This is a genomic window from Bradyrhizobium sp. CCBAU 11357 (assembly GCF_028128865.1).
Lineage (GTDB): Bacteria > Pseudomonadota > Alphaproteobacteria > Rhizobiales > Xanthobacteraceae > Bradyrhizobium.
This window is the reverse complement of record NZ_LBJW01000097.1, coordinates 82,510-97,192: the sequence shown is the minus strand read 5'-3', so window position 1 is coordinate 97,192 and position 14,683 is coordinate 82,510. Positions and strand designations below refer to the sequence as shown.

Below are 14,683 nucleotides of genomic sequence, written 5' to 3'. Positions count from 1 at the left end.
ATGGCGATGTTCGTCCCGGATTGCTGCCGACGTGGAGAGATTAACGCGCCTTAACGCATTTCGAGCACAAAAGCCCCTCGCCGCCGATAATAAAGTTTCTTTTTGTCCGGATATAAATTGTTTGTGGGCTGGCGAATTGGAGACTTAGGTCCCATATCAGGGTGGCGCGGCTAGGGCGGCAAACAGCGATTTTGGCAGGCGCATGAAGCGCTTTGTGACTGTCGTTTCACCTTGACTTGACCGATTCTCACTTATAGAAAGCGCCTCACTTAACGACAGGCGGTGAGCATCGCCAGCGTCGGAACGGGCCACCCGTTGATCCCCAAAGACTAGATCTGCCAGGGGTCGCAAAGACGGGCACCAACCTCGACGAATGCCGCTCAAACGCTGTCGATCATAGCTAGGCAATGCCAGTGCGACTTTAGTTCTCTCGAGCACGTTCTCTTGAGATCGAATTCGGATGCATGACCTCAGTGCGCGGGCCGCGGCATTACGCTGAGCGGCTTCAAGACTGCGGTCCTCTGTGGCGTCGAAGCGCTTTCCGCTCGTTGATGGAGCGGTTGGCGCAATTTCGCTTTGCGTGGGTTATTTCGCGCAAGGTGGCCTCCTCGGGCGGGTTGGCTCGAACAGAATTTGCGGACCCGGTGACGGGCCGCGGCAAGACAGCGGACCCGAGAGGGGCCGCAGCAGAAAAAGGGTGAAGGCCAGTATGCCGACGATCAACCAGCTGATCGCTCAACCGCGGGAAGTGCAGAAGTCGCGCAAGAAGGTGCCGGCGCTGCAGCAGTCGCCGCAGAAGCGTGGTGTTTGCACGCGCGTCTACACCACGACCCCGAAGAAGCCGAACTCGGCGCTTCGTAAGGTTGCCAAGGTGCGCCTGACCAACGGCTTCGAGGTGATCGGCTACATCCCCGGCGAGGGCCATAACCTCCAGGAGCACTCGGTGGTCATGATCCGCGGCGGCCGCGTCAAGGACTTGCCGGGCGTGCGCTACCACATCCTCCGCGGCGTTCTGGACACCCAGGGCGTCAAGAACCGTAAGCAGCGTCGTTCGAAGTACGGCGCCAAGCGTCCGAAGTAAGCGGGAACCAAGCCTATGTCTCGTCGCCACTCTGCGGAAAAGCGCGAAGTTCTCCCGGATCCGAAGTTCGGGAACATCATCGTCACGAAGTTCATGAACTCGGTGATGTACGCCGGCAAGAAGTCGGTTGCGGAAGGCATCGTCTATGGTGCGTTCGGCATCATCGAATCCAAGACCAAGCAGAACCCGCTCGGCGTGTTCGAGCAGGCGCTCGAGAACGTCATGCCGACCATCGAGGTTCGCTCCCGCCGCGTCGGCGGTGCGACCTACCAGGTTCCGGTCGAGGTTCGCTCGACCCGCCGTCAGGCTCTCGGCATTCGCTGGCTGATCGCGGCTGCGCGCGAGCGCAACGAGAAGACGATGACCGAGCGGCTCTCGGCGGAGCTCTTGGACGCATCGAACAACCGGGGGAACGCCGTCAAGAAGCGCGAAGACGTGCACCGCATGGCGGAAGCCAACCGCGCCTTCTCGCACTACCGCTGGTAACGGCGACACACTCGGACTCGCAAGGAACGACCCATGCCCCGCCAACATGCCATCGAGGACTACCGTAACTTCGGTATCATGGCGCATATCGACGCCGGCAAGACCACGACCACCGAGCGCATCCTCTATTACACCGGCAAGAGCCACAAGATCGGCGAAGTGCACGAAGGTGCCGCGACGATGGACTGGATGGAGCAGGAGCAGGAGCGTGGCATCACGATCACCTCGGCTGCGACCACCGCGTTCTGGAACGGCAAGCGCCTGAACATCATCGACACGCCCGGCCACGTCGACTTCACCATTGAAGTCGAGCGTTCGCTCCGCGTGCTCGACGGCGCCGTCTGCGTGCTCGACTCCAACCAGGGCGTCGAGCCCCAGACCGAGACCGTCTGGCGCCAGGGCGACAAGTACAAGGTTCCGCGCATCGTCTTCGCCAACAAGATGGACAAGATCGGTGCCGACTTCTTCAAGTGCCTGTCGGACATCGTCGACCGTCTGGGCGCCAAGCCCGTCGCGATCCAACTTCCGATCGGTGCCGAGAACAACTTCAAGGGTCTCGTCGACCTCGTGAAGATGAAGGGCGTCGTCTGGAACGACGAGTCGCTCGGCGCGAAGTTCGACTATGTCGACATTCCGGAAGACCTCGTCGACCAGGCCAAGGAATACCGCGAGAAGATGGTGGAAGCCGCCGTCGAGCTCGACGACGACGCCATGGCCGCCTATCTCGACGGCAAGGAGCCGGACGAGGCGACCCTGAAGCGCCTGATCCGCAAGGCGGTGCTGACCGGCGCGTTCTATCCCGTGCTGTGCGGCTCGGCCTTCAAGAACAAGGGCGTGCAGCCGCTGCTCGACGCCGTCGTCGACTACCTGCCGTCGCCGCTCGATGTGCCCGCGATCAAGGGCACCGACGACAAGGGCAACGAGGTCGTGCGCAAGGCGGACGACAAGGAGCCGCTGGCGCTGCTCGCGTTCAAGATCATGGACGACCCGTTCGTCGGCACCATCACCTTCTGCCGCATCTACTCCGGCATTCTGCAGAGCGGCACCGGCGTCGTGAACTCGACCCGCGAGAAGAAGGAGCGGATCGGGCGCATGCTGTTGATGCATGCGAACAACCGCGAGGACATCAAGGAAGCCTATGCCGGCGACATCGTCGCGCTGGCCGGCCTGAAGGAAGCGCGCACCGGTGACACGCTGTGCGATCCCGACAAGCAGGTGATCCTGGAGAAGATGGAATTCCCCGAGCCGGTCATCGAGATCGCGATCGAGCCGAAGTCCAAGGCCGACCAGGAGAAGCTGGGCGTGGCGCTGGCCAAGCTCGCCGCAGAGGATCCGTCCTTCCGCGTGTCGACCGACCACGAGTCCGGCCAGACCATCCTCAAGGGCATGGGCGAGCTCCATCTCGACATCAAGGTCGACATCCTCAAGCGCACCTACAAGGTCGATGCCAACATCGGCGCGCCGCAGGTGGCGTTCCGCGAGCGCATCACCAAGCGGGTCGAGCACAGCTACACCCACAAGAAGCAGACCGGCGGTACCGGCCAGTTCGCGGCCGTGTCGTTCATCGTCGAGCCGAACGAAGCCGGCAAGGGCTTCGAGTTCGAATCGAAGATCGTCGGCGGCGCGGTGCCGAAGGAATACATCCCCGGCGTCGAGAAGGGCCTGGAGAGCGTGCTGTCGTCCGGCGTGGTCGCGGGCTTCCCCGTGGTCGACGTCAAGGTGCAGCTGGTCGACGGCAAGTATCACGACGTCGACTCGTCGGCGCTCGCCTTCGAAATCGCCTCGCGTGCCTGCTTCCGCGAAGCGCTGCAGATGGGCAAGTCCGTCCTGCTCGAGCCGATCATGAAGGTCGAGGTGGTGACCCCGGAAGACTACACCGGCTCGGTCATCGGCGACCTGAATTCCCGGCGCGGTCAGATCCAGGGGCAGGACATGCGCGGCAACGCCAACGTCATCAACGCGATGGTGCCGCTCATGAACATGTTCGGTTACGTGAACAACCTGCGCTCGATGAGCCAGGGTCGCGCGACCTTCACCATGCAGTTCGATCACTACGCAGAAGCGCCGGCCAACGTGTCGGCAGAAGTCCAGAAGAAGTTTGCCTGATTGTCGTCGGTTGAAAGCTGACGATTGAACGGAGAGTCAAATGGCCAAAGCAAAGTTTGAACGTACCAAGCCGCACTGCAACATCGGCACCATCGGTCACGTCGACCATGGCAAGACGTCGCTGACCGCGGCGATCACCAAGGTTCTCGCCGAAGCCGGCGGTGCGACGTTCACCGCGTACGACCAGATCGACAAGGCGCCGGAAGAGAAGGCCCGCGGCATCACCATCTCGACGGCGCACGTCGAGTACGAGACGCCGAACCGGCACTACGCCCACGTCGACTGCCCCGGCCACGCCGACTACGTGAAGAACATGATCACCGGCGCTGCCCAGATGGACGGCGCGATCCTGGTCGTGTCGGCCGCTGACGGCCCGATGCCGCAGACCCGCGAGCACATCCTGCTCGCCCGCCAGGTCGGCGTGCCCGCGCTCGTCGTGTTCCTCAACAAGTGCGACATGGTCGACGATCCGGAGCTGCTCGAGCTCGTCGAGCTCGAAGTCCGCGAGCTGCTCTCGAAGTACGAATTCCCCGGCGACAAGATCCCGATCATCAAGGGTTCGGCGCTGGCCGCTCTCGAAGACTCCGACAAGAAGCTCGGCCACGACGCCATCCTCGAGCTGATGAAGAACGTCGACGAGTACATCCCGCAGCCGGAGCGTCCGATCGACCAGCCGTTCCTGATGCCGGTTGAAGACGTGTTCTCGATCTCGGGCCGCGGCACCGTCGTGACCGGCCGTGTCGAGCGCGGCGTCGTCAAGGTCGGCGAGGAAATCGAGATCGTCGGTCTCCGCGCCACCCAGAAGACCACCGTCACCGGCGTCGAAATGTTCCGCAAGCTGCTCGATCAGGGCCAGGCCGGCGACAACATCGGCGCGCTGCTCCGCGGCACCAAGCGTGAGGACGTCGAGCGCGGCCAGGTTCTGGCCAAGCCGGGTTCGGTCAAGCCGCACACCAAGTTCAAGGCTGAGGCCTACATCCTCACCAAGGAAGAGGGCGGTCGCCACACCCCGTTCTTCACCAACTACCGTCCGCAGTTCTACTTCCGCACCACCGACGTGACCGGTGTCGTGCACCTGCCGGAAGGCACCGAGATGGTGATGCCGGGCGACAACATCGCGATGGAAGTGCACCTGATCGTGCCGATCGCGATGGAAGAGAAGCTCCGCTTCGCGATCCGCGAAGGTGGCCGCACCGTCGGCGCCGGCGTCGTCGCCTCGATCATCGAGTAATTACGAGAAAAGGGACGGCGAGTAGCGAATGGTGACATTCGCTATTCGCTATTCGCCACCCACTGAAGAGAGACCACGGCAATGAACGGCCAAAACATTCGTATCCGTCTCAAGGCGTTCGACCATCGTATCCTCGATACGTCGACCCGCGAGATCGTGAACACGGCGAAGCGCACCGGCGCGCAGGTCCGCGGACCCATTCCGCTGCCCACCCGCATCGAGAAGTTCACCGTCAACCGTTCGCCCCACGTCGACAAGAAGAGCCGCGAACAGTTCGAGATGCGCACTCACAAGCGCCTGCTCGACATCGTCGATCCGACCCCGCAGACCGTCGATGCTTTGATGAAGCTCGATCTGGCCGCCGGTGTCGACGTCGAGATCAAGCTCTAAGATTTTGGATCCCGTTCGCCAAAAGCGGACAAAGAGAACAGGAAGCAAGCCGATGCGCTCCGGAGTGATCGCACAAAAGGTCGGGATGACGCGGGTCTTCACGGAGGCCGGCGAACATATCCCCGTGACCGTGCTGAAGCTCGGCAATTGCCAGGTCGTAGGCCACCGCACCGAAGAGAAGAACGGTTACGTCGCGCTCCAGCTCGGTTCGGGCAGCCGCAAGACCGTTTACATGCCGAAGGCCGAGCGCGGCCAGTTCGCGGTCGCCAAGGTCGAGCCGAAGCGCCGGGTCGAGGAATTCCGCGTCACCGCGGACGCCATGATCCCGGTCGGCGCCGAGATCCAGGCTGACCACTTCGTCGTCGGTCAGTTCGTCGACGTCACCGGCACCTCGGTCGGTAAGGGCTTCGCCGGCGGCATGAAGCGCTGGAACTTCGGCGGTCTGCGCGCCACGCACGGTGTGTCGATCTCGCACCGCTCGATCGGTTCGACCGGTGGCCGTCAGGACCCCGGCAAGACCTGGAAGAACAAGAAGATGCCCGGCCACATGGGTGTCGACCGCATCACCACGCTCAACCTTCGCGTCGTCCAGACCGATGTCGAGCGCGGCCTGATCCTCGTCGAGGGAGCCGTTCCCGGCTCCAAGGGCGGCTGGATCCGCGTGCGCGACGCAGTCAAGAAGCCGCTGCCGAAGGAAGCTCCGAAGCCCGGCAAGTTCAAGGTTGCTGGCGACGCGGAAGCCGCTCCGGCTGCGCAGGAGGCGTGAGATGGAATTGAAGGTCACCACCCTCGAAGGTAAGGAAGCGGGCTCCGTCCAGCTGTCCGACGCCATTTTCGGTCTCGAGCCGCGCGAGGACATCATCGCGCGCTGCGTGCAGTGGCAGCTCAACAAGCGCCAGGCCGGCACGCACAAGGCCAAGGGCCGCGCCGAGATCTGGCGCACCGGCAAGAAGATGTACAAGCAGAAGGGCACCGGCGGTGCTCGTCACGGCTCGGCCCGCGTGCCGCAGTTCCGCGGCGGTGGTCGTGCCTTCGGTCCGGTGGTGCGTTCGCACGCCACCGACCTGCCGAAGAAGGTCCGTGCGCTCGCACTGAAGCATGCGCTCTCGGCCAAGGCCAAGGACGGCGATCTTGTCGTGATCGAGAAGGCCGCGCTGGAGGCCGCCAAGACCAAGGCGCTGCTCGGCCACTTCTCGGGCCTCGGCCTCACCAACGCGCTGATCATCGACGGTGCCGAGCTCAACAACGGCTTCGCCGCTGCAGCGCGCAACATCCCGAACATGGACGTGCTGCCGATCCAGGGCATCAACGTCTATGACATCCTGCGCCGTCAGAAGCTCGTTCTGACCAAGGCCGCCATCGATGCGCTGGAGGCGCGCTTCAAATGAGCAAGAACATCGAGCCTCGCCACTACGACGTGATCCTGTCTCCGGTCGTGACCGAAAAGGCGACGATCGCTTCGGAGCACAACAAGGTGCTGTTCAAGGTGGCCGCCAAGGCGACCAAGCCGCAGATCAAGGAAGCGATCGAGAAGCTGTTCGACGTCAAGGTCAAGAGCGTCAACACGCTGGTCCGCAAGGGCAAGGTCAAGGCCTTCCGCGGCACCATCGGCTCGCAGTCGAACAGCAAACGCGCGATCGTGACCCTCGAAGAGGGTCACCGGATCGACGTCACCACCGGTCTGTAAGGTCGTACGACGATGGCACTGAAGACATTCAATCCCACGACGCCGGGCCAGCGCCAGCTGGTCATGGTCGATCGTTCGGCCCTGTACAAGGGCAAGCCGGTCAAGGCGCTCACCGAAGGCAAGAAGTCCTCGGGCGGCCGCAACAACACCGGTCGCATCACCGTGCGTTTCCGCGGCGGCGGTCACAAGCAGACGCTGCGCCTCGTCGACTTCAAGCGCGACAAGGTCGACGCGCCCGCGACGGTCGAGCGGCTGGAATACGATCCGAACCGCACTGCGTTCATCGCGCTGATCAAGTACCAGGACGGCGAGCAGGCCTATATCCTGGCGCCGCAGCGCCTGGCCGTGGGTGACACCATCGTCGCCGGGAACTATGTCGACGTGAAGCCGGGCAACGTCATGCCGCTCGGCAACATGCCGGTCGGCACGATCATCCACAACATCGAGGTCAAGATCGGGAAGGGTGGCCAGCTGGCCCGTTCCGCGGGGACGTACGCCCAGCTCGTCGGCCGCGACCAGGACTACGTCATCATCCGCCTGAATTCTGGCGAGCAGCGCCTCGTGCACGGCCGTTGCCGCGGCACGATCGGCGCAGTGTCGAACCCGGATCACATGAACACCTCGATCGGCAAGGCCGGCCGCAACCGTTGGCTGGGCCGCAAGCCGCATAACCGCGGTGTTTCGATGAACCCGATCGACCATCCGCACGGCGGTGGTGAAGGTCGTACCTCGGGCGGTCGTCACCCGGTCACTCCGTGGGGCAAGCCGACCAAGGGCAAGAAGACCCGCTCCAACAAGTCGACCAACAAATTCATTCTCCTAAGCCGCCACAAGCGGAAGAAGTAAGGAACGCCGGACATGGTTCGTTCAGTCTGGAAAGGCCCGTTCGTCGAGGGTTCTCTGCTCAAGAAGGCAGATGCCGCGCGCGCGTCCGGCCGTCACGACGTCATCAAGATCTGGAGCCGTCGCTCGACGATCCTGCCGCAATTCGTCGGTCTGACCTTCGGCGTCTACAACGGTCAGAAGCACGTGCCGGTGGCCGTGAACGAGGAAATGGTCGGTCACAAGTTCGGCGAGTTCTCGCCGACCCGGACCTTCCATGGCCACTCCGGCGACAAGAAAGCCAAGAAGGCTTGAGGATTAAACGATGAGCAAACCTAAGCGCGAACGGAGCCTCGCCGAGAACGAGGCCAAGGCGGTCGCCCGGATGCTGCGGGTGAGCCCGCAGAAGCTCAACCTGGTCGCCCAGCTCATTCGCGGCCGGAAGGCGTCTGCCGCGCTCGCCGACCTGCAGTTTTCGCGCAAGCGGATCGCGGTCGACGTGAAGAAGTGCCTGGAATCGGCGATCGCCAACGCCGAGAACAACCACGACCTCGACGTCGACGATCTCGTCGTGGCGCAGGCCTTCGTCGGCAACGGCCTCGTGATGAAGCGCTTCGCCGCCCGCGGCCGTGGCCGCTCGGGCCGTGTCTACAAACCGTTTTCGCAGCTGACGATCATCGTTCGTCAGGTCGAAGCTGAAGCCGCCGCTTAAGGGCGCAGGAGAACACGATGGGTCAAAAGATCAATCCGATCGGTCTGCGCCTCGGCATCAACCGGACCTGGGATTCCCGCTGGTTCGCCGGCAAGCAGGAATACGGCAAGCTGCTGCACGAGGACGTCAAGATCCGCGAGATCCTGCACAAGGAGCTCAAGCAGGCGGCCGTCGCCCGCATCGTGATCGAGCGTCCGCACAAGAAGTGCCGCGTCACCATCCACTCGGCCCGTCCGGGCGTGGTGATCGGCAAGAAGGGCGCCGACATCGACAAGCTGCGCAAGAAGGTCGCGGACATCACCTCGTCCGACGTCGTCATCAACATCGTCGAAATCCGCAAGCCGGAGCTCGATGCGACGCTGGTGGCCGAGTCGATCGCGCAGCAGCTCGAGCGCCGCGTGGCGTTCCGCCGCGCCATGAAGCGCGCCGTGCAGTCGGCGATGCGTCTCGGCGCGGAAGGCATCCGCATCAACTGCTCGGGACGTCTGGGCGGCGCGGAAATCGCGCGCATGGAGTGGTACCGCGAAGGCCGCGTGCCGCTGCACACGCTGCGTGCCGACATCGACTACGGCGTTGCGACCGCGTTCACGACCTTCGGCACCTGCGGCGTCAAGGTCTGGATCTTCAAGGGCGAGATCCTCGAGCACGATCCGATGGCCCAGGACAAGAGAATGGCCGAAGGCGAGACCGGCGGCAGTGGCGATCGCGGTGGCCGTCAGCGCCGCGAGACGGCCGCTGCCTAAAGCCAGACAGGAATTGAGGGCTTAAAGCCATGATGCAACCTAAGAAAACGAAGTTCCGGAAGGCGCATAAGGGCCGCATTCACGGCGTTGCGTCTTCGGGCGCGACGTTGGCGTTCGGCCAGTTCGGCTTGAAGGCGACCGAGCCTGAGCGCGTCACCGCGCGCCAGATCGAAGCCGCCCGCCGCGCGCTGACCCGCCACATGAAGCGCGCCGGCCGCGTCTGGATCCGCGTGTTCCCCGACGTTCCGGTGTCGAAGAAGCCGGCCGAAGTCCGCATGGGCTCCGGCAAGGGTTCGCCGGAATTGTGGGTCGCGCGCGTCAAGCCGGGCCGGGTGCTGTTCGAGATCGACGGCGTCAACACCCAGACGGCGCGTGAGGCGCTGACCCTGGCGGCCGCCAAGCTGCCGATCAAGACGCGCTTCGTCGAGCGCATTGCGGAGTAATGGCCATGGCCCAGATGAAGATCGAAGACATCCGCGCGATGAGCCCCGACCAGCAGGATGACGCCATCCTGAACCTGAAGAAGGAGCGCTTCAACCTGCGCTTCCAGCGCGCCACCGGGCAGCTCGAGAACACCTCGCGCCTGCGCGAGGCCCGCCGTGACATCGCCCGGATCAAGACCGTCGCCGCGCAGACGCGCGCGAAGAAGAAGTAAGAGGCTTACGAAGATGCCGAAACGTACTTTGCAGGGCGTGGTCGTCAGCGACAAGCAAGCCAAGACCATCGTGGTGCGCGTCGATCGTCGCTTCACGCACCCGATCTACAAGAAGACGATCCGCCGTTCCAAGAACTACCACGCGCACGACGAGAGCAACCAGTTCAAGCCGGGCGACATGGTGTGGATCGAGGAAACCAAGCCGATTTCGAAGTTGAAGCGCTGGGTCGTGATCCGGGGCGAACACAAGAAAAGCGCCTGATCTGTTGGCTTTAGCCGACTGACTTCAGGGAAATGTTGAGCGCCGGCTGGGCTGGCGCAAAGAGAAAGAGGACGAGGTGCATCAATGATTCAGATGCAGACCAACCTCGACGTGGCCGACAATTCTGGCGCACGCCGTGTCATGTGTATCAAGGTGCTCGGGGGCTCCAAGCGCCGCTACGCCACGATCGGCGACATCATCGTCGTGTCGATCAAGGAAGCCATTCCGCGTGGCAAGGTGAAGAAGGGCGACGTGATGAAGGCCGTCGTGGTGCGCGTCCGCAAGGACATCCGCCGCGCCGACGGTTCGGTCATCCGCTTCGACCGCAACGCCGCCGTTCTGATCAACAACCAGTCCGAGCCGGTCGGCACCCGTATCTTCGGGCCCGTGCCGCGCGAGCTGCGCGCCAAGAACCACATGAAGATCATCTCGCTCGCGCCGGAGGTGCTGTGATGGCTGCGAAGATCCGCAAGGGCGACAAGGTCGTCGTGCTGACCGGCCGCGACAAGGGCCGCACCGGCGAAGTGTTCGAGGTCCGCCCCGACGCCGGCACCGCGCTGGTGCGCGGCATCAACATGGTCAAGCGTCACCAGAAGCAGACGCAGGCCCAGGAGGGCGGCATCATCTCGAAAGAGGCGCCGATCCAACTGTCCAACATCGCGTATGTCGGCAAGGACGGAAAGCCGACCCGCGTCGGATTCAAGATTCTGGCGGACGGCAAGAAGGTCCGCATCGCCAAGAGCTCGGGAGCTGAGATCGATGGCTGAGGCCGCTTACACGCCGCGCCTGCGCGCGGAATATGACGCGAAGATCCGCACGGCTCTGACCGAGAAGTTCGGTTACGAGAACGTCATGCAGGTTCCGCGCCTGGACAAGGTCGTGCTGAACATGGGCGTTGGCGATTCCGTCAACGACCGCAAGAAGGCCGAGACCGCCGCTGCCGAATTGACCCAGATCGCCGGCCAAAAGGCGATCGTGACCTATTCGCGCATCGCGATCGCGACCTTCAAGCTGCGTGAGAACCAGCCGATCGGCTGCAAGGTCACGCTGCGCAAGGCCCGCATGTACGAGTTCATCGATCGCCTGGTGAACGTGGCGCTGCCGCGCGTGCGCGACTTCCGCGGCCTGAACCCGAAGAGCTTCGACGGCCGCGGCAACTACTCGCTCGGCATCAAGGAGCACATCATTTTCCCCGAGATCGACTTCGACAAGGTCACGGAAGCCCGCGGTATGGACATCACCGTCTGCACCACGGCCAAGACCGACGAAGAGGCGAGGGCCTTGTTGACCGCTTTCAATTTCCCGTTCCGGCAGTGAGACGCTGACTTAGAGCCTCTCAAACGCGGATACCCAGGAGCCAAGCATGGCAAAGAAGAGTTCAGTCGAGAAGAACAACCGGCGCAAGCGGATGGTGAAGAACGCCGCCGCCAAGCGCGAGCGGTTGAAGGCGATCATCGCCGACAAGACGCTGCCGATGGAAGAGCGGTTCGCCGCGACCCTGAAGCTGGCGGAAATGCCGCGCAACTCGTCGGCGACCCGCATCCGCCTGCGCTGCGAGCTGTCGGGCCGTCCGCGCTCGAACTATCGCAAGAACAAGCTGTCCCGTATCGCGCTGCGCGAACTTGGCTCCAAGGGCATGGTCCCGGGCCTCGTGAAGTCCAGCTGGTAAGGAGGGTCGTTTAGATGTCTACGCACGATCCAATCAGCGATCTGATCACCCGTATCCGCAACGCGCAGATGCGCTCCAAGACCAAGGTCTCCACGCCTGGTTCGAAGATGCGCGAGAACGTCCTCGAGGTCCTCAAATCCGAGGGCTACATCCGCGGCTACGCCACGCTCGAGCACTCCTCGGGCCGCAGCGAGATCGAGATCGAGCTGAAGTATTTCGACGGCGAGCCCGTCATCCGCGAGATCGAACGTGTCTCCAAGCCGGGGCGCCGTGTCTACGCCTCGGTGAAGAACCTGCCGCGGGTGAATAACGGTCTCGGCATTTCGGTGTTGTCGACGCCGAAGGGGATCATGGCCGACCACAGCGCGCGCGACGCGAATGTGGGCGGTGAAGTCCTCTTCACGGTGTTCTGAGAAGGATTTTTCATCCATGTCACGAGTTGGCAAAAGGCCTGTGGCGGTTCCGTCGGGTGTGACCGCGACCGTCGATGGGCAGACCGTCAAGATGAAGGGGCCGAAGGGCCAGCTTCAGTTCGTCGTCCACGACGACGTCGAGGTGAAGCTCGAGAGCGGCCAGATCAAGGTCAAGCCGCGCGCTGAGACCAACCGCGCGCGGGCGCTTTACGGCACCGCTCGCGCCCAGGTCGCGAATCTGGTCGAAGGCGTCACCAAGGGCTTCGAGAAGAAGCTCGAGATCACCGGCGTCGGCTATCGCGCCGCGATGCAGGGCAAGAATCTGCAGCTCGCGCTCGGCTACAGCCATGACGTGATCTATCCGATCCCCGAGGGGATCACGATCACCGTGCCGAAGCCGACCGAGATCACGGTGACGGGCAGCGACGTCCAGCGTGTCGGCCAGGTCGCCGCCGAGATCCGCTCCTATCGCCCGCCGGAGCCCTACAAGGGCAAAGGCGTGAAGTATGTTGGCGAATTCATCTTCCGCAAGGAAGGCAAGAAGAAGTAACGGAGCCGGTCATGTCCAAAGCCAAGGTTACGAATGCCCGGCGCAAGCGGAGTGTGCGGCTGAAGCTGCGCCGTTCCGCCGGCGGCCGTCCGCGCCTGTCGGTGTTCCGCTCGTCCAAGCACATCTACGCCCAGGTCATCGACGACCTGAAGGGCGAGACGCTGGCCTCTGCCTCGTCGCTCGAGAAGTCGATGCGCGACGGCGGCAAGACCGGCGCCGACATCGATGCGGCGAAGGCGGTCGGCAAGTTGCTGGCCGAGCGCGCCGCCGAGAAGGGCGTCAAGGAAGTCGTGTTCGATCGCGGCAGCTATCTCTATCACGGGCGCGTCAAGGCTCTGGCCGACGCGGCGCGTGAGAGCGGGCTGAGCTTCTAACAGAATTTGAGGATTGAGGCGCAAGCCTCTGAAGGATTGGAAAAACCATGGCAGCTGAACGCGAACAACGTGGTGGACGCGATCAACGCGGCGGCGGACGTGAACGCAGGGAGCGCGAGGAGCGCGACAGCGAGTTCGTCGACAAGCTCGTCCACATCAACCGCGTGGCCAAAGTCGTCAAGGGCGGCAAGCGCTTCGGTTTCGCAGCGCTGGTCGTGATCGGCGACCAGAAGGGCCGCGCCGGCTTCGGTCACGGCAAGGCGCGCGAAGTGCCTGAGGCGATCCGCAAGGCGACCGAGTCCGCCAAGCGCAACCTGACGCGGGTGTCGCTGCGCGAGGGCCGTACGCTCCATCACGACATCGCCGGCCGTCATGGCGCGGGCCGTGTCTACCTGCGTGCAGCTCCGGCCGGTACCGGCATCATCGCCGGCGGCCCGATGCGCGCCGTGTTCGAGACGCTCGGCGTCCAGGACGTGGTGGCGAAGTCGATCGGCTCGTCGAACCCGTACAACATGGTGCGCGCGACCTTCGACGCGCTGAAGCACCAGGATTCGCCGCGTTCGGTCGCAGCCCGCCGCAACATCAAGGTGTCCACCCTCCAGTCGCGCCGTATCGGTGGCGATGCCGAGGCGGCCGCCGACTAACGGAAGCTTTTCGGAGTAGACTCCCATGGCCAAGGCCGCAAAGACGATCAAGGTCGAGCAGACCGGCAGCGCGATCCGCCGCCATCACTCGCAGCGTTCGACCCTGATCGGGCTCAAGCTCAACAAGATCGGCCGTACCAGCGAACTGCCGGATACCCCGGCGGTCCGCGGCATGATCGAGAAGGTTCACCATCTCGTCCGCATCATCGACGAGAAGTAAGCAAAGGCGAACGGTCCCGGAAAGCCGGAAGCGGTTTTCGGTGAAGATCGTGCGCAAGACACAAGGAGAAGGGCGATGAAGCTCAGCGATATCGCCGACAACGCCGGCTCGCGCAAGAAGCGTATGCGCGTCGGCCGCGGCATCGGTTCCGGCAAGGGCAAGCAGTCCGGCCGCGGCGGCAAGGGCCAGACCGCGCGTTCGGGCGTGCGCATCAAGGGTTTCGAAGGCGGCCAGATGCCGATGCATCGCCGTCTGCCCAAGCGCGGCTTCAACAACATCTTCCGCGTCGAGTTCGCCGAGATCAATCTCGACCGGCTCCAGGAAGCGGTCGATGCCAAGAAGATCGACGCCGGCAGCGTCGTCAACGTCGAGGCCCTGGTGAAGGGCGGCGTGCTGCGCCGCGCCAAGGCCGGCCTGCGGCTGCTCGGCCGTGGCGAGCTCAAATCCAAGCTCAACATCGAAGTGCACGGCGCCAGCAAGACCGCGATCGCAGCGGTCGAGAAGGCCGGCGGCTCGGTGAAGATCCTCGCCCAGCCCAAGGAAGAAGGCGAGGCGGCGTAACAACTGCGTCATTGGCCCGCGGCGCGCGGGCCTTTACGCATGCGGGACGTGGACTTATCGAAGCCGAGCCCCAGATA

Annotated in this window: 25 protein-coding genes; all 25 read left to right on the top strand. The window is 63.6% G+C overall.

All coding sequences use genetic code 11. The features are described from left to right. The first annotated feature begins 709 nt into the window (after positions 1-709). The 25 genes from rpsL to rplO all read left to right on the top strand — a co-directional run bounded on the left by rpsL (position 710) and on the right by rplO (position 14,606). Positions 710-1,081, top strand: a complete 372-nt coding sequence (gene rpsL / locus XI05_RS15925; protein ID WP_007603006.1) for a 30S ribosomal protein S12 — start codon at positions 710-712, stop codon at positions 1,079-1,081. A gap of 15 nt (positions 1,082-1,096) precedes the next feature. Next, positions 1,097-1,567: a 30S ribosomal protein S7 gene (rpsG, locus tag XI05_RS15920; protein WP_018647239.1), complete on the top strand. Its 471-nt coding sequence runs from the start codon at positions 1,097-1,099 to the stop codon at positions 1,565-1,567. A 33-nt stretch (positions 1,568-1,600) separates the two neighbouring features. After that, positions 1,601-3,673: an elongation factor G gene (gene fusA, locus XI05_RS15915; protein WP_212254949.1), complete on the top strand. Its 2,073-nt coding sequence runs from the start codon at positions 1,601-1,603 to the stop codon at positions 3,671-3,673. 40 nt (positions 3,674-3,713) lie between these two features. Continuing rightward, on the top strand, positions 3,714-4,904 hold the full coding sequence (gene tuf / locus XI05_RS15910) for an elongation factor Tu (protein ID WP_025036994.1): 1,191 nt from the start codon (positions 3,714-3,716) through the stop codon (positions 4,902-4,904). 81 nt (positions 4,905-4,985) lie between these two features. Then, positions 4,986-5,294, top strand: a complete 309-nt coding sequence (gene rpsJ, locus XI05_RS15905; protein WP_002712302.1) for a 30S ribosomal protein S10 — start codon at positions 4,986-4,988, stop codon at positions 5,292-5,294. Positions 5,295-5,346: 52 nt separating this feature from the next. Then, on the top strand, positions 5,347-6,060 hold the full coding sequence (rplC, locus tag XI05_RS15900; protein ID WP_025036993.1) for a 50S ribosomal protein L3: 714 nt from the start codon (positions 5,347-5,349) through the stop codon (positions 6,058-6,060). Between the two features lies 1 nt (position 6,061). Then, entirely contained in the window at positions 6,062-6,682 is a 621-nt protein-coding gene (rplD, locus tag XI05_RS15895) for a 50S ribosomal protein L4 (RefSeq protein ID WP_018647243.1), read from the top strand. Then, on the top strand, positions 6,679-6,981 hold the full coding sequence (locus XI05_RS15890; RefSeq protein ID WP_025036992.1) for a 50S ribosomal protein L23: 303 nt from the start codon (positions 6,679-6,681) through the stop codon (positions 6,979-6,981). The genes rplD and XI05_RS15890 overlap by 4 nt, the downstream gene beginning before the upstream one ends. A 12-nt stretch (positions 6,982-6,993) precedes the next feature. After that, the gene (rplB, locus tag XI05_RS15885) at positions 6,994-7,827 is read left to right on the top strand and encodes a 50S ribosomal protein L2 (protein WP_172783201.1); all 834 of its coding nucleotides are present in this window, start codon (positions 6,994-6,996) and stop codon (positions 7,825-7,827) included. 12 nt (positions 7,828-7,839) lie between these two features. Beyond that, positions 7,840-8,118, top strand: coding sequence for a 30S ribosomal protein S19 (gene rpsS / locus XI05_RS15880; protein WP_008136357.1), 279 nt, complete (start codon positions 7,840-7,842; stop codon positions 8,116-8,118). Between the two features lie 10 nt (positions 8,119-8,128). Continuing rightward, a complete protein-coding gene (gene rplV, locus XI05_RS15875; RefSeq protein WP_024342451.1) occupies positions 8,129-8,515 on the top strand; it encodes a 50S ribosomal protein L22 in 387 nt (128 codons plus the stop codon). A 17-nt stretch (positions 8,516-8,532) separates the two neighbouring features. Then, the gene (gene rpsC, locus XI05_RS15870; protein WP_061876881.1) at positions 8,533-9,258 is read left to right on the top strand and encodes a 30S ribosomal protein S3; all 726 of its coding nucleotides are present in this window, start codon (positions 8,533-8,535) and stop codon (positions 9,256-9,258) included. Positions 9,259-9,287: 29 nt separating this feature from the next. Further along, a complete protein-coding gene (gene rplP / locus XI05_RS15865) occupies positions 9,288-9,701 on the top strand; it encodes a 50S ribosomal protein L16 (RefSeq protein ID WP_008136349.1) in 414 nt (137 codons plus the stop codon). Positions 9,702-9,706: 5 nt separating this feature from the next. Continuing rightward, positions 9,707-9,913, top strand: coding sequence for a 50S ribosomal protein L29 (gene rpmC, locus XI05_RS15860; RefSeq protein WP_011088144.1), 207 nt, complete (start codon positions 9,707-9,709; stop codon positions 9,911-9,913). Between the two features lie 13 nt (positions 9,914-9,926). After that, positions 9,927-10,175: a 30S ribosomal protein S17 gene (gene rpsQ / locus XI05_RS15855; RefSeq protein WP_024342452.1), complete on the top strand. Its 249-nt coding sequence runs from the start codon at positions 9,927-9,929 to the stop codon at positions 10,173-10,175. An 84-nt stretch (positions 10,176-10,259) separates the two neighbouring features. Next, on the top strand, positions 10,260-10,628 hold the full coding sequence (gene rplN / locus XI05_RS15850; RefSeq protein ID WP_007603030.1) for a 50S ribosomal protein L14: 369 nt from the start codon (positions 10,260-10,262) through the stop codon (positions 10,626-10,628). Further along, positions 10,628-10,942, top strand: coding sequence for a 50S ribosomal protein L24 (rplX, locus tag XI05_RS15845; RefSeq protein WP_011088142.1), 315 nt, complete (start codon positions 10,628-10,630; stop codon positions 10,940-10,942). The genes rplN and rplX overlap by 1 nt, the downstream gene beginning before the upstream one ends. Further along, positions 10,935-11,492 carry a 50S ribosomal protein L5 gene (rplE, locus tag XI05_RS15840; protein ID WP_025036988.1) on the top strand — a complete coding sequence of 186 codons (558 nt, stop codon included), beginning with the start codon at positions 10,935-10,937 and terminating at the stop codon, positions 11,490-11,492. The genes rplX and rplE overlap by 8 nt, the downstream gene beginning before the upstream one ends. 46 nt (positions 11,493-11,538) lie before the next feature. Further along, positions 11,539-11,844, top strand: coding sequence for a 30S ribosomal protein S14 (gene rpsN / locus XI05_RS15835; protein ID WP_028137018.1), 306 nt, complete (start codon positions 11,539-11,541; stop codon positions 11,842-11,844). Positions 11,845-11,858: 14 nt separating this feature from the next. Continuing rightward, entirely contained in the window at positions 11,859-12,257 is a 399-nt protein-coding gene (rpsH, locus tag XI05_RS15830) for a 30S ribosomal protein S8 (protein ID WP_018322269.1), read from the top strand. Positions 12,258-12,273: 16 nt separating this feature from the next. Continuing rightward, positions 12,274-12,807, top strand: coding sequence for a 50S ribosomal protein L6 (gene rplF / locus XI05_RS15825; protein WP_271503161.1), 534 nt, complete (start codon positions 12,274-12,276; stop codon positions 12,805-12,807). A gap of 11 nt (positions 12,808-12,818) precedes the next feature. Beyond that, a complete protein-coding gene (gene rplR, locus XI05_RS15820; RefSeq protein ID WP_024342458.1) occupies positions 12,819-13,181 on the top strand; it encodes a 50S ribosomal protein L18 in 363 nt (120 codons plus the stop codon). 47 nt (positions 13,182-13,228) lie between these two features. Next, positions 13,229-13,825: a 30S ribosomal protein S5 gene (rpsE, locus tag XI05_RS15815; RefSeq protein ID WP_014494507.1), complete on the top strand. Its 597-nt coding sequence runs from the start codon at positions 13,229-13,231 to the stop codon at positions 13,823-13,825. 25 nt (positions 13,826-13,850) lie between these two features. Further along, positions 13,851-14,045: a 50S ribosomal protein L30 gene (gene rpmD / locus XI05_RS15810; RefSeq protein WP_025036984.1), complete on the top strand. Its 195-nt coding sequence runs from the start codon at positions 13,851-13,853 to the stop codon at positions 14,043-14,045. Between the two features lie 75 nt (positions 14,046-14,120). Beyond that, a complete protein-coding gene (gene rplO, locus XI05_RS15805) occupies positions 14,121-14,606 on the top strand; it encodes a 50S ribosomal protein L15 (protein WP_025036983.1) in 486 nt (161 codons plus the stop codon). Positions 14,607-14,683: the final 77 nt, after the last annotated feature.

Excerpts from the sequence above, each read along its gene's own strand:
- rpsL (WP_007603006.1), top strand. The coding sequence starts at position 710 with ATGCCGACGATCAACCAGCTGATCGCTCAACCGCGGGAAGTGCAGAAG.
- rpsG (WP_018647239.1), top strand. The coding sequence starts at position 1,097 with ATGTCTCGTCGCCACTCTGCGGAAAAGCGCGAAGTTCTCCCGGATCCG.
- fusA (WP_212254949.1), top strand. The coding sequence starts at position 1,601 with ATGCCCCGCCAACATGCCATCGAGGACTACCGTAACTTCGGTATCATG.
- tuf (WP_025036994.1), top strand. The coding sequence starts at position 3,714 with ATGGCCAAAGCAAAGTTTGAACGTACCAAGCCGCACTGCAACATCGGC.
- rpsJ (WP_002712302.1), top strand. The coding sequence starts at position 4,986 with ATGAACGGCCAAAACATTCGTATCCGTCTCAAGGCGTTCGACCATCGT.
- rplC (WP_025036993.1), top strand. The coding sequence starts at position 5,347 with ATGCGCTCCGGAGTGATCGCACAAAAGGTCGGGATGACGCGGGTCTTC.
- rplD (WP_018647243.1), top strand. The coding sequence starts at position 6,062 with ATGGAATTGAAGGTCACCACCCTCGAAGGTAAGGAAGCGGGCTCCGTC.
- XI05_RS15890 (WP_025036992.1), top strand. The coding sequence starts at position 6,679 with ATGAGCAAGAACATCGAGCCTCGCCACTACGACGTGATCCTGTCTCCG.
- rplB (WP_172783201.1), top strand. The coding sequence starts at position 6,994 with ATGGCACTGAAGACATTCAATCCCACGACGCCGGGCCAGCGCCAGCTG.
- rpsS (WP_008136357.1), top strand. The coding sequence starts at position 7,840 with ATGGTTCGTTCAGTCTGGAAAGGCCCGTTCGTCGAGGGTTCTCTGCTC.
- rplV (WP_024342451.1), top strand. The coding sequence starts at position 8,129 with ATGAGCAAACCTAAGCGCGAACGGAGCCTCGCCGAGAACGAGGCCAAG.
- rpsC (WP_061876881.1), top strand. The coding sequence starts at position 8,533 with ATGGGTCAAAAGATCAATCCGATCGGTCTGCGCCTCGGCATCAACCGG.
- rplP (WP_008136349.1), top strand. The coding sequence starts at position 9,288 with ATGATGCAACCTAAGAAAACGAAGTTCCGGAAGGCGCATAAGGGCCGC.
- rpmC (WP_011088144.1), top strand. The coding sequence starts at position 9,707 with ATGGCCCAGATGAAGATCGAAGACATCCGCGCGATGAGCCCCGACCAG.
- rpsQ (WP_024342452.1), top strand. The coding sequence starts at position 9,927 with ATGCCGAAACGTACTTTGCAGGGCGTGGTCGTCAGCGACAAGCAAGCC.
- rplN (WP_007603030.1), top strand. The coding sequence starts at position 10,260 with ATGATTCAGATGCAGACCAACCTCGACGTGGCCGACAATTCTGGCGCA.
- rplX (WP_011088142.1), top strand. The coding sequence starts at position 10,628 with ATGGCTGCGAAGATCCGCAAGGGCGACAAGGTCGTCGTGCTGACCGGC.
- rplE (WP_025036988.1), top strand. The coding sequence starts at position 10,935 with ATGGCTGAGGCCGCTTACACGCCGCGCCTGCGCGCGGAATATGACGCG.
- rpsN (WP_028137018.1), top strand. The coding sequence starts at position 11,539 with ATGGCAAAGAAGAGTTCAGTCGAGAAGAACAACCGGCGCAAGCGGATG.
- rpsH (WP_018322269.1), top strand. The coding sequence starts at position 11,859 with ATGTCTACGCACGATCCAATCAGCGATCTGATCACCCGTATCCGCAAC.
- rplF (WP_271503161.1), top strand. The coding sequence starts at position 12,274 with ATGTCACGAGTTGGCAAAAGGCCTGTGGCGGTTCCGTCGGGTGTGACC.
- rplR (WP_024342458.1), top strand. The coding sequence starts at position 12,819 with ATGTCCAAAGCCAAGGTTACGAATGCCCGGCGCAAGCGGAGTGTGCGG.
- rpsE (WP_014494507.1), top strand. The coding sequence starts at position 13,229 with ATGGCAGCTGAACGCGAACAACGTGGTGGACGCGATCAACGCGGCGGC.
- rpmD (WP_025036984.1), top strand. The coding sequence starts at position 13,851 with ATGGCCAAGGCCGCAAAGACGATCAAGGTCGAGCAGACCGGCAGCGCG.
- rplO (WP_025036983.1), top strand. The coding sequence starts at position 14,121 with ATGAAGCTCAGCGATATCGCCGACAACGCCGGCTCGCGCAAGAAGCGT.